The sequence below is a fragment of the Sporanaerobium hydrogeniformans genome (assembly GCF_002735925.1).
Lineage (GTDB): Bacteria > Bacillota > Clostridia > Lachnospirales > Cellulosilyticaceae > Sporanaerobium > Sporanaerobium hydrogeniformans.
This window is the reverse complement of the sequence record NZ_PEDL01000013.1, coordinates 55,610-74,968: the sequence shown is the minus strand read 5'-3', so window position 1 is coordinate 74,968 and position 19,359 is coordinate 55,610. Positions and strand designations below refer to the sequence as shown.

Genomic DNA, 19,359 nt, shown 5'->3' with positions numbered 1-19,359 from the left:
ATTATTTTATAAAAATATACAAAAACAAATACGTTTAGATTATAATATGTATATTGTATGCTGTTGTAGCAAGAATGATATAGGCAGGAGGCTGCTATGCAAAAGGATGTACAATCAACAATCGCATATAGCATTTTAATGATAGGGTCTACTTTGTTTATGCTTCTTTTTGCCTACAACACAAGCCCTCTTTTTGAGTATTTGGGGGTAGATAGCAGTATGTATCTGGTGATGGGTAAGGCAATGGCACAAGGAAAAATACTTTATTCAGATCTTTTTGACCATAAAGGGCCCATTCTCTTTATGTTTAATATGCTTCCGCAGCTTTTAATGGATGGAACAATAGGCGTATGGCTTACAGAGCTTTTCCTAATCATCCTTTCTACTATCATCCTTTATAAAATGGCATCTCAATCTATTAACAGCATCTTATCTCTTTGCATACCACTTGTCTATCTATGGGTAACGGTCACCTTATTCAACGGTGGAAATTATACCGAGGAATACAGTAATTTCTTTTGCCTCATTTCACTTTTCGTTTTTGACAAGTGGCTAAAGGACAAAAAGCTAACGTCTTCCATGTCCTATGGTCTTGGTTTGTGCTTCGGTTTAGTCTTTTTCATACGCCCCAATAATGTGGCACTTATTGTAACCATTATCCTTTTTATTGGCATGGATCTGCTTAGGAAAAGCCCAGATAAAATCAAAAGTGCTTTCATTTTTGGTTCTTTAGGAATGATGAGCGTGACACTTCCACTCATTCTCTATCATTTAAGCGTAGGAACACTGTATGAGATGTTTGATGCCACTTTTTTACATAATATCAAATATTGCCAAGTTGGAGCAGAACGTTTTCGTCTTATTCCAAATGGAAACAGTCAGCAACTTTTATGCTTTTTTATTGCTTTGGGAATCCATCTCATTGCGATGTGCACCTGTTATTCAAGTGACGAAATAAAAATCGGTAACTTTATCTTACTTAGTTCTATAGTCATTGCGTTTGCACTATTGATAGGCAGGCATCCTTATATGTATTATTGGACGCTTCTAGCACCTTTAACCGCCTATTCTGCCCTATTTATCATCAAGTATGGCATAAGAAGCAAGAAAAAGTCTCTGTCTACGGCTATCTTAGCCTTGATTTTTGTATTGGTGTGTATAAATAGCTTTCTAGGTACAAAAATAATAGAGAAAAAAAGTTATATTACTGAATATAAACGAAGCACACACGCAATGTATAATCTCATACCAGATGATGAGAAAAACGATTGCTTTGCTTATAATATGCCTGCAATGTTTATCTATGAAGTGAGCTTAAATACCCCTTGCAAGTATTTTACCATGCAGACTTGGATGGCTAAAATTAATCCAGATATTGCAAAATATTGTACAGATTATGTAAGGAAAAATAAACCAAGCTGGGTTTTATCGTACTTTGATTTCCAAACGGACACTACCAACCCTGAGCTTTCAGAAATCCTAAGGACAGGCTACACCGAAGTATTTAACAACGACTGTGGCTATCTATACAGAAAGGTAAAGAGCGTACCATGAAAAAAATCACCATTGTCGGTGCAGGTCCGGCTGGGCTTACTGCTGCTTATGAAATCCTAAAAAGAACCCCTCAATACGAGGTTACGATTCTCGAACAAACAGATAGAATAGGGGGCATCGCCTGTACCGTCTGCCACAACGGAAATTATATGGATTTAGGTGGCCATCGCTTTTATTCCAAATGTGACAGCATCACTAAATGGTGGCATGCTATTCCTGGCGTGACTCTACTAAAAAAGGAACGTAAATCTGAAATATATTATAACAAAAAATTTTTAGATTACCCTATTAAAGCAAATTTAAAAAGCTTACGTGCACTTGGTATAAAAGAGCTTGTATTGATTTTTGTCCATTACTTAAAGGCACAGATGATCAAAAAAGAGGAAAATTCTCTTGAGGACTTTTATATAAATCGCTTTGGAAAAAGGCTCTATAAACTTTTCTTTAAAAACTATACCGAAAAGGTCTGGGGAATAGCTCCGGATAAAATCTCTCCCGATTGGGGCAGTCAACGCGTCAAAGGGTTAAGTATTTTTGAGGTGATAAAAGATAGTCTCAAGTCTTGCCTGCACCTAAAAGATAACTCGAATACGCAAACCTCTCTTATTGAGGCATTTTACTATCCCTCGTATGGCCCGGGCGAGTTATGGAGTGCTGTTGCCGAGGAAATCATTCAAATGGGTGGGCACATTAAGAAGAACTGTGCTGTCTACAAGGTACAGATAGAGAAAAAACAAATTACAGAAGTTTCCTATCGATGGGATGGCAAAGAAATTTCAGAGCCTACAGATATTCTTATCTCTTCCATGCCTATTAAAAATTTGATTTCAGGTATGGAAAATGTTCCTGATGCTATAAGAAAACTAGCGAATGGTTTAGTTTATCGTGATTTTATAACGGTGGGTATGCTCATTAAAAACATGCCTATAAAAACGGATAACTGCTGGATCTATATGCAGGATAAAAGTGTCCAAATGGGAAGAGTTCAGATTTTCAATAATTGGTCTTCCAGCCTTGTGAAAGAGCCTAACGAAACAGTATGGCTTGGACTTGAATATTTTTGTAACAAGGAGGATGCACTTTGGAACAAATCCGATAAAGAAATAGCAGATTTCGCAGCAGATGAGCTTATACACACGGGGATGCTTTCAGACAAGAGTGCCATAATAGATACCCATATTGAAAGAATTGAAAAGGCATACCCTGCTTATTTTGGAACCTATAAGCACATGCAAGAAATCAGAGGATTTTTAGATAGCTTTGAAAACCTATACTGTATAGGAAGAAATGGGCAACACCGCTATAATAATATGGATCACTCCATGCTGACCGCTTTTGAATGTGTCAATCATATTCTAGATGATGTTAAATGCAAGGATGCTATTTGGAAGGTCAATACTGAAAAGGAATATAATTAAATGGTTCATTTACTCTTTAAAAAACAAAATAATTTAATAAGATTTTTTACCTTGAGCCTATCCATTCTTCTGGTATATGTTGGGGTGCATCTCCTTCACCTTGAAAGTAGCGTGCAAGGCATGATGCTATTTCTCATTATTTCAGTAGCCTTAATGGGTGGCTACAACCTCTGCCAAAAATTTGACCAAGACATGCTGGCAAGATACATTCTTTTCATTGGCTTTGTGATGCGAATAGGCTATATGCTCTATACCCCCTGTACCGTAAGACCCCACGATTTAAAAGCTCTTTCTATAGATTCTAATGGAAATGCGGCGTACATACTGACTATCCTTAATGGGCATTTACCGATAAGTAATGAGGGACAATTTTATCATCCCCCACTTTATTATGTTTTAAGTGGAATGGTTATTTCTGTGCTTAAGCCTCTTTTGAGTTTAACGAATGAAACTGACCTCATCGACTGCGCAAAGCTTGTGTCATGTACCTTCTCGTGTGCAACCCTTTACTGTGTCCCATCACTTTGTGCCGAGCTTAAAATAAATAAGCCTATTCCTCTTTCACTGGTTGCCTTTTTACCTAACTTCTATCTTATGGGGGGACGGGTCAATAACGACGCTCTAGCAGTATTTTTTATGACCCTGGTTTTGCTTTTTAGTATCAGGTGGTCTAAAAATCAAAGCCTAAAAAATACACTGATACTCGCTCTATCCTTCGGACTTGGAATGATGTCCAAACTATCGGTTGGGGTATTCGCCATTCCCACAGGTCTTTTGATGCTGTATGTTGTTGTTAAAAGTATAAAAAAACATAATCTGCTGAAAACACTTCAAAGCTTGTGTCTGTTTGCCGTAGTCAGTATCCCTCTTGGACTTGCTTATCCCCTACGGAACTGGATTCTCTTTAACCAACCCTTTCATTACGTGCTGGATGTGGGGAGTGCTGGATTTGCATCACAACATTATTCCTTGGCACAGAGGTTTTTTTCATTTCCGATAACCAAGCTATTTCATCCTGTCTATAACAATGTCTCTACGGATTATAACATCTGGATGTATCTCTTAAAGGGGGGATTGTTTGGTGAATTTCAGTTTAATAGTGTCTCTGTAGTCCCTGCCATCCTGCTTTTTATCTATGCACTTATTAGCTTTTTTATGATTGTATCTCTCATTAGCTCCTTAAAAGAAAAAGAAGAAAGAATCCTCTATCTTGTGTTGGCAGCAGGGGTACTTATGGTATCCTATATCGTTTTTAATATAAAGTACCCCTATGGCTGCACCATGGATTTTAGGTATATCGCACCTGTATTTGTTATCAACACGCTTCTTTTCGGAAGCTTTATTGACAAGAATAAAGATAAAAAGTATGGCACAGCGTTTTATCGTCTATCCATTGGAAGCATTTTTATTTTTTCACTTTTATCCATCTATATGTTCTGTGTGATTTAGAAAAAGGACCCCTATCCGTAGACTTATATTTTACCAAAAGGTAAATTAAGTAGATTACAAAATCATTTAAAAGGAGGAAATTCAATGAAACACTTTTCAAAACAAACAGCGTGGCTACTTGCATTTGTACTTCTCTTCACAAGCTTCGTCTCAACAAGCCTTCCCATTTATGCATCCGATACACCCGTCGTTATCGGTGAAAATACCAATGAAGTCATGGTTGCCGGAACAGAGGTGGAATTAGACCGTTGGGATTGGGGCAATATATGCATTACCTATTATGAATCGGCTGATTCGGATACTGTTCTGTATGAGCAATCTTATGCCAGTACAATTGGCTTAGATGCTATTGCCATAAAACCCTATGCATGGCATGTAACATTTGTAGAAAAAGTGCAAGACAACTCAGGAACTTCACGCCCTACTAATTATTATTTCAAAGCATACCCCGATACTTCTCTAGAAAATGTGCCTGTCAACACAGACATCACCTTACCAGTGGATACAACACTAACCACTACAGGTCCGGCCATCAATATCAGTGTTTATGTGGGAGACACCAAGCTAACGGATTATCACGAGACATCTTCTTCTTTTACACTTCTAGATGCATCCTCACTTCGTTCATATGTAGGTGAAGCACAGTTTGATTCCGCTTTACAAGGCGCAGGCTACAACTTACCTGATTTGACCAAACTTTTTTATACTGCTGAGCTGACAGACAAAAGTACAAGTCCGTATAGCCTGAAACTTACTCTTGTTCCGACTGTGGAGGTAACCTTTGATGCAAACACAGGTAAACTTGACTCAGATGGAATAACAAGGTATGCAACACCGAAGGCTACAATTGACAGTACAAAGCTCCCGATAGCTTCCAAGGATGGCGTTGATTTTTATGGTTGGAAAAATGACGACCAGTATGTATATCTTGCAAATGTAGCAAATGTTTCATCTGTTACACCAAGAGTTAGCACTGCAAGTACACTCAAAGCTATGTATAAGGAGAAAAAACCTGCCTTTCAACTCGATCTAACCAACAAAAAGGTAACCCATCTTTTATCTAGCAGAACTTACGCATATCCCTTATTTAATTGGGATACTCGGAATTATACAACAGTAGTTACAGATGTTAACGGTGAGCTCCCCTACGAAGCATTATCTTCCTTCGAATCTTATGCAGAGCTTCGTTTAAATTCTGATGACACTAACATCTCTTTAAATTCAGATTATGTTTCACTTAGACACAATCCCCCCACTATTCCAGTATGTGAATATACGCAAACCACCGCAAGGGTTATCAATGCAAATGATTTGGTAGATTGTGAATTCGCTATCGCCTTAGCAAGTGATAGTAATCCTTCAAGTTGGGCAACTTCCTCTACCTTTACTGGGCTGACACCAGAAACAGAGTATAAAATCTATGTCAAGCACAAGGCAGACGAAAATGGGTTTGAAAGTAGTCCAGCTGAATCAGTAGCTTTCACAACTTTAGCCGTAAAAACTGTTTCCAATGATGCTCCAAACGGTGTGACTATCCAAGAGATCCCCGTTCAAACCCACACCAACAGTGCCATAGAACCGTTACCCATGATAAAAGATGGCGACAAAACACTTGTTCAAGGAACCGATTACACCGTAGCTTATACAAATAATATCAATGTAGGAACAGCTACTGCAACCATCACCTTTATAAATAGCTACAGTGGTACGATGACAAAGAACTTTGAAATAGCATACTTGAAGCATGCTATTTCCTTTGATGGAAACGGAGGTACAGGAGCCATGCCAAATGTATCTATAAGAAATGGGCAATCCTATACCCTTCCTCCTTGCACCTTTACGCCGCCAGCCAACAAAGTTTTTAAAGCTTGGAATATTGGTGGCACAGACTATGCAGTAGGCGCTAATTATATCGTTACTGCTGCTACAACCGTTCAAGCTATTTGGATGGATTTAGAGAAAGTAAAAACTCCTGTCATTTCACCTAACGGTGGTACCTTCTCTAGTTCACAAGCTGTTACTCTTGTAAGTGGAACTACAGATGCAATCATTTACTATACAACAAATGGCACAGAACCTACAGCAGCAAGCACAGTATACTCTACTCCTTTTACAATCACTAGCTCACTAACAGTAAAGGCTATTGCCGTTAAAGGTGGTATGGTTAACAGTGACATTGCTTCTGCAAGCTTTACAAAAAGCTCATCAAGTAGTGGAGGAAGCTCATCTTCAGGTTCATCTTCAAGTTCAAGTCCAACATTTACTGTGAAGTTTAATACAGATGGTGGAAGCACTCTTGATAGCCTAAGTATAAAGGAAGGTGCAACAGTCGGAGAAATCCCAGCACCTACAAAAGAGGGTTATGTATTTGACGGTTGGTATTCGGATAAGGAGCTTACTAGAGCTTATGATGTCCATGCAAAAATAACAGCATCCACTACACTCTACGCAAAGTGGACAGAAGCTAAACCCCAACCTATAGATCATTCTAAAAATGAACTTATTTTAACGATAGGCAAAAAGGATGCCAACGTTTTTGGTATAGCTAAAACAAATGATTTTGCTCCCATTGTTAAAAATAACAGAACCTTGCTTCCTGCAAGATTTATAGCAGAAAGCCTCGGTGCCGAAGTTACTTGGAACATAAAAAAACAAGAAGCTACCATTAAAGGCAAAAATAAAAAAGGGGAAGATGTCATCATCCTTCTTTACATGGACTCAGACATTGCCTATGTAAATGGCAAAAAAATAAAGCTAGACAGCCCTGCTTTCATCCTAAATGGCAGAATGCTTACACCTCTCAGATTTGTAGCCGAACAACTCGGCGCTCATGTTTTATGGATTCCAGAAGACGAGAAAATTGTTATTACAAAATAAAACTCAATACTACCTTTCTCCACGACAAAAAGCACCCAATGGGTGCTTTCTGTTTTCTTTATCGCAGGTTCCATTTTCACCAACTCTCACCTTTATATCTTTAACCCCTTATTTGTTCAAAGAGTGACCTAGCTTCCTTACTAGTAAGTATTTTTTCTACCTCTTTAAGTATATTTTCTACTATCCTCATAGCTTCTAAACCATCCTCTAAGGTGACAACAATAAAGTCATCCCCTGGGTATCTGGCATCAAAATAAAAGTCACCTAACCATTTGCAATCTTTGGCATTTAACTTGGCATCAGGAAATTTTTCTAGTATCTTTGCAACGATAGTACGTAAGTTATGGGTTCGCATAAGCCCAATGCACTGACTATCCTCTACAAATTCAACTTCAATAACAGCCTTTAGTAGTTTTTCTGCCGCTTGAGCAAATATAACTGCCGGCCAATTATACTCCTTTTGGGTTTGATCCTTCATGCTGTCCTTTGCATACAGATAATCATTAATCCCCCTACCTAAAAAGCTATTTTGTTGCATGGTATTCTCCTCCATCCCCTTCTTGATTATAAATGATAATCCCATCTTTTCTCACTTGTTTGATGAATAGGCTATCAGACTGCTCAAAAATAGGTTCACTATAAAATACTACATCCGTTCTAACCTGATCCAGTTCTTCCTCAAGCTCACTTGCTATATCTCCTCTTATTTGCCTTTGGATACTCTCTTTGGTTATAAGCAGAATATCAAGATCACTCGTTACTTTGCAATCTCCTCTTGCACAACTCCCAAAGAGAATAATTTGTTTAATTTCTATATCTTTATAACTTAACAAATAGGTCATGTCCTGCCTAAGCTTTTTAGCAAAACGCTCTGGTAGCTGTAACTCTGATAATTGCATTGTACGCATAGCTATCCCCCTCACTTCTTCCAAATAATCTTACGGTCTCTTAATACATTTTTGCAAAACACACTATCTGTTTCATAAAAGGCCTTGTACGAGCTGATTAATAAATCGATACCCCTGTCATATGCTTCCTCATATATTTCACCTTTCTGAGTCCCCTTTGGCATTTCTTCATATAAAACATATAAGTCAATATCACTGGAAGCTTTGAAATCTCCTCTTGCTAAACTTCCATATAAACCGATTTCTAAGGGTAACGTCTCTAAAAGAATAGGTAAAAATGCTTGTATTTTTTGCCACTTTAAATCATAAAGCTTTTCTTTTATTTTTACCACCTTAGCACCCCCTATCTCCTTAAACTACCTTTAGTATAGCCTACTATCTCTTATTTAATCAATGCTGTAATTTTTCTCTCTACCAAAAAGGAGGTATCACATTTTTCTTAATGTTCACCCCCTTCTATCCTTCATTTTTCTTTTTAACTTATTGATACATTTTAGTATAGTATTCCTGATACTCACCAGACGTAATTTTTTGCGTCCACGCTTGGTTTGCAATGTACCATTTGATAGTCTCTACTATGCCTTGTTCAAAAGTGTACGAAGGCTTCCAGCCTAATCGGTTTGTGATTTTGGTGTTATCTATGGCATAACGCCTATCATGACCTGGGCGGTCTTTTACATACTCAATGAGGTCTTCTGATTTCCCTAGTTCCTTGAGGATGAGCCTTACAATCTCTCTATTAGTCTTCTCATTATTTCCACCAATATTATACACTTCACCTAATTCACCTTTGTGGAGAACGGTAGCAATAGCGAGGCAGTGATCCTTTACGTGAAGCCAGTCACGAATTTGCATCCCATCTCCATAAATAGGAAGAGACTTATTATTTAATGCATTATTAATCATGAGTGGGATAAGCTTTTCCGGAAACTGATAAGGACCATAATTATTAGAGCATCTGGTGATATTAACAGGCATCCCAAAGGTCTCATAATAGGCTCTTACCATCAAATCTGCACTCGCCTTTGAAGCAGAGTAGGGACTATTGGGCGCAAGAGGCGTCGTTTCCATAAACATCCCTTCTTTACCTAAAGTACCATACACTTCATCTGTAGACACTTGAAGGAACTTTACCCCTTCTTTAAATTCACGTGAATACTTATCCTCAGGATGCACCTTCCAATACTTCTTCGCTGTATCAAGAAGTGCCTGTGTCCCTACTACATTGGTCATCAAAAACACCTCTGGATTTTCAATGCTGCGGTCCACATGGGACTCTGCTGCAAAATTCACTACTGTATCAATGGCATAATCCTTAAAAAGTTTGTCTAGAAGCTTTCTATCTCCAATATCCCCTTTCACAAAAGTATATCTAGGATGGTCTTTCACCTCTTTTAAGTTCTCTAGATTACCCGCATAGGTTAAAGCATCCAAATTAATGATGCGATACTCATAGGTCTCTAACATCAGTTTCACAAAGTTAGATCCAATAAATCCAGCCCCACCGGTCACTAATATATTTTTCATATTTGCCTACTCCCTTTCTTGTGCTATACGCATTAAATATTTACCATAATCCGTCTTTAGCATAGGATTTGCTAACTCTATAAGCTGTTGTTTGTTTATGTACCCTTTACGATAAGCAATCTCTTCTAAGCAAGCTATGTAGAGTCCCTGTCTTTTTTGCACAGTTCGGACAAAATTTCCAGCTTCTATAAGCCCTTCATAGGTCCCTGTATCTAGCCATGCCATACCACGCCCAAAAAGTTCAACTTTTAACTTTCCTCTTTGAAGATATTCATTATTTACTGCTGTAATTTCTAGTTCTCCACGAACTGAAGGTTCTATTGTTTTTGCAATTTGAACAACTTCATTATCATAGAAATAAAGACCTGGAATAGCATAATTTGACTTAGGGCTTTGAGGTTTTTCTTCTAATGATAAAACATTTCCTTCTCTATCAAATTCTACTACACCAAATTCTGTTGGATTACTTACATAGTATCCAAATACTTTTGCCCCTTCATCTAAAGTAGCTGCTGTTTCTAATACTGTTCCAAATCCTCTACCATAAAAAATATTATCTCCTAGTACTAAGGCTACACTATCTTTTTGTATAAATTTCTCACCAATAATAAATGCCTCTGCTAAACCATTAGGTTGCTCTTGAACTGCATAGTTTATATTTAAACCTAACTCCTCACCTGTCCCTAACAACTCCTCATATATTGGTAGATCACGAGGTGTAGAAATAATTAAAATCTCCCTTATGCCTGCTAGCATCAAGGTAGATAAAGGATAATAAATCATTGGTTTATCATATATGGGTAGTATTTGCTTAGAAACAGATTTTGTAATAGGATATAGTCTTGTTCCCGACCCACCTGCTAATATTATACCTTTCATTATGTACCTCCTCTTAATATATGTTTGTAAAAAATTTCCTTATAGTATTAGTAATATATAATATATCTTCCTCTTTTAATCCATAGTACATAGGTAAACGTAGTAATCTATCACTTTCTTTGGTAGTATAATTATCTATACCATTAAATCTTCCAAATTTCATTCCTGCTGGCGCTGAATGAAGGGGCACATAATGAAATGTTGCTACTACTCCCTTCTCTTTCAAATACTCTATAAGCATATTCCTTGTCTCTAAATTTTTAACTTTTATATAGTACATATGTGCATTATGTATACATCCCTTTGGTATAAAAGGTCTTTCAATCAATTTGTCCCTCTCTAAGTCCTCTAATTGTGTATGATAGAGTTGCCAACTCCTTAATCTATTTTCATTTATATTCTCTGCCTCTTCTAGCTGTGCCCATAAATACGCAGCATTTAATTCGCTAGGTAAATAAGAGGATCCAAAGTCAACCCAAGTATATTTATCTATTTGGCCTCTAAAAAACTTACTTCTATTCGTTCCTTTTTCCCTAATAATTTCTGCTCTTTCTATATACTTAGAATTTTTTATAAGGATTGTTCCCCCTTCTCCCATAGAATAATTTTTAGTTTCATGGAAACTATAGCAGCCAAAATCTCCTATTGTCCCTAATGCCTTACCTTTATACGTAGACATTACACCTTGAGCAGCATCTTCTACTACTAGTAGATTATACTTTGTAGCTATTTCCATAATCTTGTTCATTTCACACGCAATGCCCGCATAGTGAACAGGTACAATAGCCTTTGTTCTATCTGTAATAGCTGCTTCAATTAAATTCTCATCTATATTCATCGTGTCAGGACGAATATCTACAAATACAATCTTAGCACCTCTCATTACAAAAGCATCTGCTGTAGAAACAAAGGTAAAAGAAGGCATAATCACTTCATCGCCTTCTCTAATATCTGCAAGTATAGCTGCCATTTCTAATGCATGAGTACAGGAAGTAGTAAGTAGCGCCTTAGATGTGTTAAATCTATTCTCTATCCATATATTACACTTTTTTGTAAAACTACCATCTCCACAAATCTTATTATTCTGAATAGCTTGCTGTATGTACTCTAATTCTTTCCCCACATGAGGGGGAATATTAAAATTAATCATTTTCTTCCCTCTTTCAATAGTTGCTTTTATTACATGCTATAAATCAAAATACCTACTATTATCATTAGATTACCTATTAACCTGTTTTTACCTATTTTCTCCTTTAATATTAAACACGACAAAATCAATATGTACACATAACCTATACTCTCAATAACGGCCGCCATTTTATATTCTACTTTACTTAGTGCCAAGGTAGTTAATAACATGGATACCAAAAAAAGCGAATATGAAAAGATTACTATTGGGTTTATGATTTCAAAAATAGGTGATTTATGTTGTTTATTAGCACTGATTTTCAACAATATCTGTGAAAATGATGCTATAAATACTGATACTAAAAATAATATGATATAACTATTCATCTTTTTTTGTCACCACCATTACACCTATTATTATCAATATTGTACCTATTATGTTATTTATTTTTATAGTTTCTCTAAAAATAATATTTGCAAATACCATCCCCCATATTATAGTCACTCCTTTAAATGCAAAAGCTATCGTTAAGTCTATACCTTTTATAGAAAACTGCCAAAGAATAGAGTATATTGCCATCACCATAATTTGAACTCCAAATAGGAATAAAAACTCTTTACTAAATATTTCCGTACTAACTGCATTAATTTTCCCTACTACACTTACCATACTATAGATAAAAAATGCTAAATTTAGTAATAAATATTTTTTTAGCTTACTCATATTGCTTTCCTTATTTCATCATTCTCTATAACTTCTTCACTATTTATTACTTCTTTAATTACATACTGTGGTGATTTATTAATACATATAAATATACGTCCTATATACTCTCCTAAAAGTCCTATACTTAATAATTGTATTGATCCAAATAGTATCATCGTGAGCATAATAGATGTATATCCCATCTGAATAGTAGGCTCAAATATTTTTCTTAAAAATAATACAATAGAAAACACCATACTTATTATAAATAGTATCGCTCCAACTAAGCTTGCAATCCTTAATGGTTTAACTGAAAAATTAGTAAAACCATTTAACCATAATGCTAGTAAACTCTTAAGTGTATATCCGGATTCCCCATTTATACGTTCTCTATGTACTACTTTAACATTAGTTATATTTATAGTCGTTCTTAAAACTAATCCCATCATATAAGGATAAGCATTATCATATTTTATCATTTCTTTAATAACATATGCACGGCAAGCAAAATAGCTGGATAAATATAGTTCTTTAGGCTTATTAATTAGTATTCTGGCCATAAAATCATTAATTCTACTTCCTATATTTCTAAACAAAGAGTGCCTCTTTTCTTGATACTGAGCATAAACTACATCGTAGCCTTCTTCTATTGCATTTATTAGTTCAAATACTTGATTAGCAGGTGTTTGCCCATCATCATCTAAACAAACTACATATTCACCCGTTATAAATCTAAAACCTGCCATTAAAGCACTATGCTGTCCAAAATTTTTAGCTAAATTAATTCCTTTCACCTTTTTATTAATATGACAAATTTCTTTAATCTTATCAAGTGTATCATCAGGTGAGGCATCATTTACTAAAATAATTTCATAATCATATTTATTTTTATAATTTTTGCTAAATAAACTACTTATCTCACTTACTACTGAACATATTGTTTGAGATGATCTATAACAAGGTATAACAAATGATATTAACTTCATGTAATTCTCCTTTCTTAATGTATAAATTAATTACTCTAAACAAGCTGAATACTACTAATGAATTCTCAACAATTAATTAGTAAATAATGCTTTACCTATCATCTAACACATATCACTTATTTATAGGTTTTACCAATAGCCTCAGGCTACTTCTACTATCTTTGTATTACTTGATTAGTCCTTTTTATGAATATTTATATTATGTCGAAAGGTACAACCTTTTAACTAATTATTCATCGATAATAACGTATATTGAGAAATATATGTCTTTTGATAGTTAATAGATATACTTAGTGCCTAGTAACTTATTTATCCTGTAAAAAATAATTTATTCATAGGTTTATTGTTTGTAAAACAACTTGATTATATCAATGGAATAGGATTACTTTTTATTTCTCAAGATTATTCCATAATTTATTGAAGCTTATTTTCCATGTTTGTATCTACTTAATTTAAGTAATAATTTAATTTTATCCCATTTAATCCACTTTTCTTATAATAATCACTATCTATCATTCAATATTATAATTAAATTCATTTTATATAAATCTTGTCCTAAAACGTACTTCACCTAAAATATCTTCCTTAGATACTTTTTCATGAGCATGTATAATTTTTATTAATCCTTTGCCACATACAACTATTGGCCTACTATCTTCCATAAATATTATTTTCCCCGGTGTTCTATTTTCAATTACTACATCTGGGTATATCTCCACTTCCGTTATTACTATTATTCTATCATTCATTCTAGTGTGAGCACCTTTATACGGACTCCCTACTGCATCTACAAAATTCCTAATTTTATGTGAATCCCATTCCCAATCTATATAATAATCCTGCTCATCTCTCCACAAACTATATGTTGCTTGTTCTTCATCCTGTGCATAAGCTATTAATTTGGCTTCTTTAATTTCTTCTATCAGCTCTACTACTATATCTGCATACAGGATACTAATGCTTGCTATTGCATCCTTTATTTTTATAGGATATGTAACTGATATAGCTCTTTGCATTATAATGTTGCCTCTATCATATTTATCACTTGCATATAGTGCTGTTACTCCAATGTATTCCTCTCCATTTATCAGACAACTTACTAATGGATTAAAACCTCTATACCTTGGCAAAAGAGAGTCATGTAGTACAATTAACTTATTATTATCCATCCCATTAATCATCCATCTCCATCCTATGGCAAAAACATATCCATCAAATAATCCACCTTGATAATTTTTCCAATAATAATTTATACCATTTTCTTCACACAAATTCTTTATTTCCAACGAATAATCATTTTCTATTTCTACATCTTGACCAATTGCTACAAATTCTATATTTATATTCTTTACTCTCGTTAATACTGCTTTTAATACTGTATACCCTTTTTCATTCAACAAGTAAAATCCTATATTTTTCATAGCATACCTCCTAATAATATATATGATTAATACTAAATCCTATAAAATTTCTTTTATACTCTAAAAAAATATTAGCTTTACTACTAGTATTGCCCCTAAATTAGTTTAAATTTGATTAATTGCTTTATCGTATATCTTTTTAGTATTCACTTAATATCCTTAGAAAAGGCATTACCTAAAAGATCATGTATCATAACCATAATATTAGAAAAATTAAGGTCATACCTATTATCCTTACCACTCCTCTTTATAACCTAGAAACACTGTGTCATAGGTCTAACTAAAAGTTGAAAATAGTACCATATTCCCCATAAAAAGTGTGATGCAAGTAATACATATCCTATAAATATATATATATATATCCTTGTTATTATTTTAGAATTTGTACTATATTCTTTGTTATATTTGATAAATTTAAAAATCGAATATAAAAACAAAATTCCAATCCCTAAATTCATTCCCCACATAAAATTGCCTGAATATCTTCCTGTATGCTCCGCTAATAATGCAAATTCTAATAATGCGACAATATAAAAAATAAATGGTATATAATTTATATTCTTACTTTGTTGCTTAGAACTCTTAAGAAATATCGTGAAAAGTGGAAAAGTTATTGTGATTAAAATCGAAATTATTATGTTAGGAGAATAGTAATTCCATACATCTAGGGGTGCAATTTCTATTCCCCCTCTAGTTCTAGTTGATGAAAAGAACAGAAAAAACACATCATAAAATATAACTAATGTTGCGGGTATAAATACAACTCCATCTTTAATATAGAATATAATATTTCTTTTTGTTCTTATCCAATCAATTAAATATACAATTACTATAGTTGGTGCAAAAACTTGAAAAAATGAAGGTTTTATAAATACACTAATAAAACTAAGTAATCCTACAATTATGTTTAAAAAACTTCTTTTGGATATATTTTTACCTCTAAAAAATATTTTTTCATTTTCATCCATATTAAAATAATAAATAAATAAAAATAATGCTGATATAGCTATAAATTTAACAGAATTATTAGTAGGATTATGCCATGTATTAAATGTTCCTTGTCCTAAATAATAGTTTGAGCTAAAAGATGGAAAATATAAGGGACCAAAAAAGGTCATAAAAATAACAACTAAGCATCTACCCCATTCACCTAAACTATCTTTTAAAAAAAGTCTAGTTATTAAATATATAGAAATTGCACACAGAATAGAAAAAAATACATCTGCATATGCTGCTGATATGTTTTTTTCAATACATAAAACTTTATTAAAAAAACCCCATACAAAATAATATATTGGCGTAGCTGTTTTATATGTACCTTCAAACATTTTTTCTGCGTATTCAATATGTTTAAATATATCTCCATGTGCACTAGAAATAAATTTAATAGACAAGTTATACACCATAAATGCAATAAAACTTAAGGTTGCAGGTAATGCAATTTTTTCATTAAAATTTTCTTCTTTCATTATTTCTCCTTGTCCTATATTAATATAAATATATAAAATAATAATTAGTTATAATCATAATACTAGATTGTATATATTGTCTTTTGTTTTCAATAATTATTCTTGTAGAATTATATCACCATTTAGTATTTTAAATGTTGCACTATTTATTGTTTTTGTTGTTCTCTTTTCTGCAGATTTTACAAAACAAGTCATGTAGTATTCTCCATCTTCTAACTTTGCAATATATTTCAATGAATCATCATACCATTTATCTAACTCAGGAACTCTAAGTCCATCTTTATAAACATACCATGCTGTAGTAATACTTTTGTCTACTAGTGAGTCATTTATAATTTCAAGAGAAAGTTCTATTTCATCTTCTTCATTTTTAATAATATCAATTCTATAATCATATAAATTAACTACTAATACTCCATCTATTATTTTTATACCTTCTGCTGAAGGATATGTCCCCATTTCTTTATATTCATCGCTTAATAAAACTAAATTCACTTGCTCATCTGATGCATGAACTAAATCTACACCTAAATAATTCTCCATAAGTGAAACTGTCTTTAAAGATGGATATGCAGCTAATCCTGAATATTTTAGATAAATTCCTGTATCGTTTATAATTTTAGGAAAAAATGGACTATCATTAATTCCCATATAAGATATGTTTTTATCTGACAAAATAGCAATAGGCATTTTATTTGTAAATCCTGGATATTGCTCAATCCTAGTAAATAATCTATTTTCAAAAAGCATAGTATATTCATTTACTGCTTCTTGTTTTAGATAATTAGTACTTGTTAGTGAATAATTTATAAATATAGTAACAACTAGTATGCAGAATATTCCCCAATGAAGAATTTTATCCAAAATAGTCTTTATGTTAGTCTCAAGAAATGCTATAGGCAAAACAAGGCAATATACCATTTGATAAATAGAAACCACATACGTGCCTGCTTGAGGTGCAATTATATCTAAAATAAAAATAGCTATAGGAATCGTTAAAATTAATATAATTAATATAATACACTTCTTTAACTTATGAGTACCTAATGATTTAAAGAAAAATGCTCCACATATAAGAAAAAATATTATATAAATTGTTTGTTGTAAATCAGAAACAAAGAAAAACTTTTCCCCAAAGAAAAATTGGTAAAAAAGCAGGTATGTTAATCCTATATTTTTAAATTGATTTATCCCTATTTCTCCCATATTATCAAAGCCCTTGTACGAAGCAAGTTGAATATCCTGAATTTCCAATAAACCATTGAGTAATATAAGATAGCCTATAATACCAAATATACCCATCACTAAAAGCTTAATCCCTTTAATTAAAGTTTTTTTGTCAACTTTCTGTTCATAATATACTTCTACAATTAATGTCATTATACAAACTACCATACAAATACTAAGACCATATTGCCCACTACCTATAGATATAAAAAAGGCCAATATCCCAGGTATAAATCCATATTTATACTTATTTGTTAACCATACTGCCAATACCGATAAGAAAATAATTCTTGAGAATATGTGTGATGAATATAGGTATCCATACATATATGGCAATGCAGGAAACCCTATCATTAATGCAGTTGCAACTATAACACCGCCCTTAGTTTTTATCCTAAATAATGACACAATAAGCATCGAAGCTAAAGATAAATAAAGTGCTGAAATAACTCCAAGAGTCCATGAATTCAAGTCGTATATTAAAATATTGCCAAATATTCTTCCTAATCTCAAATTAGATATTGTCCCCCACCCATATAGCATATGCCTACTATCTTCATTGACTAAGCGTTGAGAAAAAAAACCCCCATGTATTATAATGAAGAATATCATAGATGATATAAAAGATAGTTTAATAACAGTATCAATAGAATTAATTTTATTTATAATATCTTCAAATGTAGGTATATTAATATTTTTATTCCTTATTTTTTGCATTACTTTAACCTCCCTAACTTTGTTGTAAGGTTACATATTTTTCAATCTTACTAAAAACGCTGATATAGTATTCCTTTTGATAATGCATTGGTGAAAGTCCCCACTTATGTTGTTCATCTGCTAAATATTCATCACTAATATTAATTACCATTGCTTGTGGCAAGTTACACTCTAAATAAGAGTACATATATTCTAGTAATTCATTAATGTTTTTATTATAAATCAAATAACTTTCATCAAACTTCTTAGTATTACCTTCTTTATCTATATAAAACTGTGCCATTTTGCATTTATGTATAATAATATGGTCTTCAAAATAAATTGCTTTGATCTTTGAGCAAAATTTCCCTAAATAATTCTCTAAAGGCATTCCATCCACATAATACTTTTTACCATTAAATATACTTTTTTTCTTTTCAACAAAAATAGGATTTTTTATATGATTACTTTCTTGTAGATACGTAGAGTACGTTACCAAAGAATTTTCTTTTTTACATTTAACTAACTTAAACCTTTCATCAATTAAATCAATAATAAGATACTTACTTCCATCTTTATTAAAGAATTCAAATGCATTCTTTTTGAAATCATTATATACACATTGCTTTTGGAATTTAGAGTTTAAAAAAATATCATCCATATTTATGTCCACTGATTTTTCAACAGCTGACACAATAGACTGCCTAGCAATGTATGTTTGTAATTTTAATCTTTTTCTTCTATCATATTCTAATACATCTCTAGTAACACAGCTTCCAAAAATACTAATACTTATAGGATTTTTTTCGTATTCAGAAGTAGGCACTGGATAATGGTTATCAAAAGTAAATTCAATTTCATTGGACATATTGGTAAATCTATCTTCACCTTGCCTTACAAATCCCATCACTTTATACTTACCATCCTCTATTAGTGGAAATTGTGCTTGATTTGAACTTGTATACGAGGAAACTTTTATCTTACTTCCATTAAGTAGCAAATAAAAGGCATATGCTAAGTTTTCATATTTTGGTTCTTGTTCTAATATAATTTCACACCATAATTTATTTTCTTCAATTTTTACATCTACTTGAAATGAATCAAATGTCACCGT

17 protein-coding genes are annotated in these 19,359 nt (G+C 33.1%); 4 read left to right on the top strand and 13 right to left on the bottom strand.

Annotation, left to right across the window (positions count from 1 at the left end; all coding sequences use genetic code 11):
- Positions 1 to 96 precede the first annotated feature (96 nt).
- From CS063_RS11955 to CS063_RS11940, 4 genes are all read left to right on the top strand, one after another.
- Positions 97 to 1,554 (top strand): hypothetical protein, encoded by a 1,458-nt coding sequence (locus tag CS063_RS11955; protein WP_099449938.1) that lies wholly within the window; start codon positions 97 to 99, stop codon positions 1,552 to 1,554.
- Positions 1,551 to 2,972, top strand: a complete 1,422-nt coding sequence (locus tag CS063_RS11950; protein WP_099449937.1) for an NAD(P)/FAD-dependent oxidoreductase — start codon at positions 1,551 to 1,553, stop codon at positions 2,970 to 2,972. The genes CS063_RS11955 and CS063_RS11950 overlap by 4 nt, the downstream gene beginning before the upstream one ends.
- The gene (locus CS063_RS11945; RefSeq protein ID WP_099449936.1) at positions 2,973 to 4,421 is read left to right on the top strand and encodes an ArnT family glycosyltransferase; all 1,449 of its coding nucleotides are present in this window, start codon (positions 2,973 to 2,975) and stop codon (positions 4,419 to 4,421) included. It begins immediately after the preceding gene.
- Between the two features lie 84 nt (positions 4,422 to 4,505).
- The gene (locus CS063_RS11940) at positions 4,506 to 7,298 is read left to right on the top strand and encodes a stalk domain-containing protein (RefSeq protein ID WP_099449935.1); all 2,793 of its coding nucleotides are present in this window, start codon (positions 4,506 to 4,508) and stop codon (positions 7,296 to 7,298) included.
- A 100-nt stretch (positions 7,299 to 7,398) separates the two neighbouring features.
- Here CS063_RS11940 and CS063_RS11935 read toward each other — a convergent pair whose 3' ends face one another.
- The 13 genes from CS063_RS11935 to CS063_RS11875 form a co-directional block, all read right to left on the bottom strand.
- Positions 7,399 to 7,836 carry a HEPN domain-containing protein gene (locus CS063_RS11935; RefSeq protein WP_180270778.1) on the bottom strand — a complete coding sequence of 146 codons (438 nt, stop codon included), beginning with the start codon at positions 7,834 to 7,836 and terminating at the stop codon, positions 7,399 to 7,401.
- Positions 7,823 to 8,206, bottom strand: a complete 384-nt coding sequence (locus CS063_RS11930; protein WP_099449933.1) for a nucleotidyltransferase domain-containing protein — start codon at positions 8,204 to 8,206, stop codon at positions 7,823 to 7,825. Before CS063_RS11930 ends, CS063_RS11935 begins: the two co-directional genes overlap by 14 nt.
- Positions 8,207 to 8,217: 11 nt before the next feature.
- Positions 8,218 to 8,538 carry a nucleotidyltransferase family protein gene (locus tag CS063_RS11925; RefSeq protein WP_180270777.1) on the bottom strand — a complete coding sequence of 107 codons (321 nt, stop codon included), beginning with the start codon at positions 8,536 to 8,538 and terminating at the stop codon, positions 8,218 to 8,220.
- Between the two features lie 148 nt (positions 8,539 to 8,686).
- Positions 8,687 to 9,733, bottom strand: a complete 1,047-nt coding sequence (gene rfbB, locus CS063_RS11920; protein WP_099449931.1) for a dTDP-glucose 4,6-dehydratase — start codon at positions 9,731 to 9,733, stop codon at positions 8,687 to 8,689.
- A 6-nt stretch (positions 9,734 to 9,739) separates the two neighbouring features.
- Positions 9,740 to 10,612, bottom strand: a complete 873-nt coding sequence (gene rfbA / locus CS063_RS11915; protein WP_099449930.1) for a glucose-1-phosphate thymidylyltransferase RfbA — start codon at positions 10,610 to 10,612, stop codon at positions 9,740 to 9,742.
- Positions 10,613 to 10,625: 13 nt separating this feature from the next.
- Entirely contained in the window at positions 10,626 to 11,762 is a 1,137-nt protein-coding gene (rffA, locus tag CS063_RS11910) for a dTDP-4-amino-4,6-dideoxygalactose transaminase (RefSeq protein WP_099449929.1), read from the bottom strand.
- Positions 11,763 to 11,791: 29 nt separating this feature from the next.
- Entirely contained in the window at positions 11,792 to 12,127 is a 336-nt protein-coding gene (locus CS063_RS18220) for an EamA family transporter (protein WP_099449928.1), read from the bottom strand.
- The gene (locus tag CS063_RS11900) at positions 12,120 to 12,464 is read right to left on the bottom strand and encodes an EamA family transporter (RefSeq protein WP_099449927.1); all 345 of its coding nucleotides are present in this window, start codon (positions 12,462 to 12,464) and stop codon (positions 12,120 to 12,122) included. The genes CS063_RS18220 and CS063_RS11900 overlap by 8 nt, the downstream gene beginning before the upstream one ends.
- Positions 12,461 to 13,432 (bottom strand): glycosyltransferase family 2 protein, encoded by a 972-nt coding sequence (locus CS063_RS11895; protein WP_099449926.1) that lies wholly within the window; start codon positions 13,430 to 13,432, stop codon positions 12,461 to 12,463. Before CS063_RS11895 ends, CS063_RS11900 begins: the two co-directional genes overlap by 4 nt.
- Positions 13,433 to 13,971: 539 nt before the next feature.
- Entirely contained in the window at positions 13,972 to 14,853 is an 882-nt protein-coding gene (locus tag CS063_RS11890; protein ID WP_099449925.1) for a methionyl-tRNA formyltransferase, read from the bottom strand.
- A 254-nt stretch (positions 14,854 to 15,107) separates the two neighbouring features.
- Complete coding sequence (locus tag CS063_RS11885) at positions 15,108 to 16,322, bottom strand: hypothetical protein (RefSeq protein ID WP_099449924.1); 1,215 nt, start codon at positions 16,320 to 16,322, stop codon at positions 15,108 to 15,110.
- Between the two features lie 96 nt (positions 16,323 to 16,418).
- A complete protein-coding gene (locus CS063_RS11880) occupies positions 16,419 to 18,266 on the bottom strand; it encodes a glucosyltransferase domain-containing protein (RefSeq protein WP_099449923.1) in 1,848 nt (615 codons plus the stop codon).
- Between the two features lie 13 nt (positions 18,267 to 18,279).
- Positions 18,280 to 19,356, bottom strand: coding sequence for a DUF6270 domain-containing protein (locus tag CS063_RS11875; protein WP_099449922.1), 1,077 nt, complete (start codon positions 19,354 to 19,356; stop codon positions 18,280 to 18,282).
- Between the last annotated feature and the right edge of the window lie 3 nt (positions 19,357 to 19,359).

Excerpts from the sequence above, each read along its gene's own strand:
- CS063_RS11955 (WP_099449938.1), top strand. The coding sequence starts at position 97 with ATGCAAAAGGATGTACAATCAACAATCGCATATAGCATTTTAATGATA.
- CS063_RS11950 (WP_099449937.1), top strand. The coding sequence starts at position 1,551 with ATGAAAAAAATCACCATTGTCGGTGCAGGTCCGGCTGGGCTTACTGCT.
- CS063_RS11945 (WP_099449936.1), top strand. The coding sequence starts at position 2,973 with ATGGTTCATTTACTCTTTAAAAAACAAAATAATTTAATAAGATTTTTT.
- CS063_RS11940 (WP_099449935.1), top strand. The coding sequence starts at position 4,506 with ATGAAACACTTTTCAAAACAAACAGCGTGGCTACTTGCATTTGTACTT.
- CS063_RS11935 (WP_180270778.1), bottom strand. The coding sequence starts at position 7,836 with ATGCAACAAAATAGCTTTTTAGGTAGGGGGATTAATGATTATCTGTAT.
- CS063_RS11930 (WP_099449933.1), bottom strand. The coding sequence starts at position 8,206 with ATGCGTACAATGCAATTATCAGAGTTACAGCTACCAGAGCGTTTTGCT.
- rfbB (WP_099449931.1), bottom strand. The coding sequence starts at position 9,733 with ATGAAAAATATATTAGTGACCGGTGGGGCTGGATTTATTGGATCTAAC.
- rfbA (WP_099449930.1), bottom strand. The coding sequence starts at position 10,612 with ATGAAAGGTATAATATTAGCAGGTGGGTCGGGAACAAGACTATATCCT.
- rffA (WP_099449929.1), bottom strand. The coding sequence starts at position 11,762 with ATGATTAATTTTAATATTCCCCCTCATGTGGGGAAAGAATTAGAGTAC.
- CS063_RS18220 (WP_099449928.1), bottom strand. The coding sequence starts at position 12,127 with ATGAATAGTTATATCATATTATTTTTAGTATCAGTATTTATAGCATCA.
- CS063_RS11900 (WP_099449927.1), bottom strand. The coding sequence starts at position 12,464 with ATGAGTAAGCTAAAAAAATATTTATTACTAAATTTAGCATTTTTTATC.
- CS063_RS11895 (WP_099449926.1), bottom strand. The coding sequence starts at position 13,432 with ATGAAGTTAATATCATTTGTTATACCTTGTTATAGATCATCTCAAACA.
- CS063_RS11890 (WP_099449925.1), bottom strand. The coding sequence starts at position 14,853 with ATGAAAAATATAGGATTTTACTTGTTGAATGAAAAAGGGTATACAGTA.
- CS063_RS11885 (WP_099449924.1), bottom strand. The coding sequence starts at position 16,322 with ATGAAAGAAGAAAATTTTAATGAAAAAATTGCATTACCTGCAACCTTA.
- CS063_RS11880 (WP_099449923.1), bottom strand. The coding sequence starts at position 18,266 with ATGCAAAAAATAAGGAATAAAAATATTAATATACCTACATTTGAAGAT.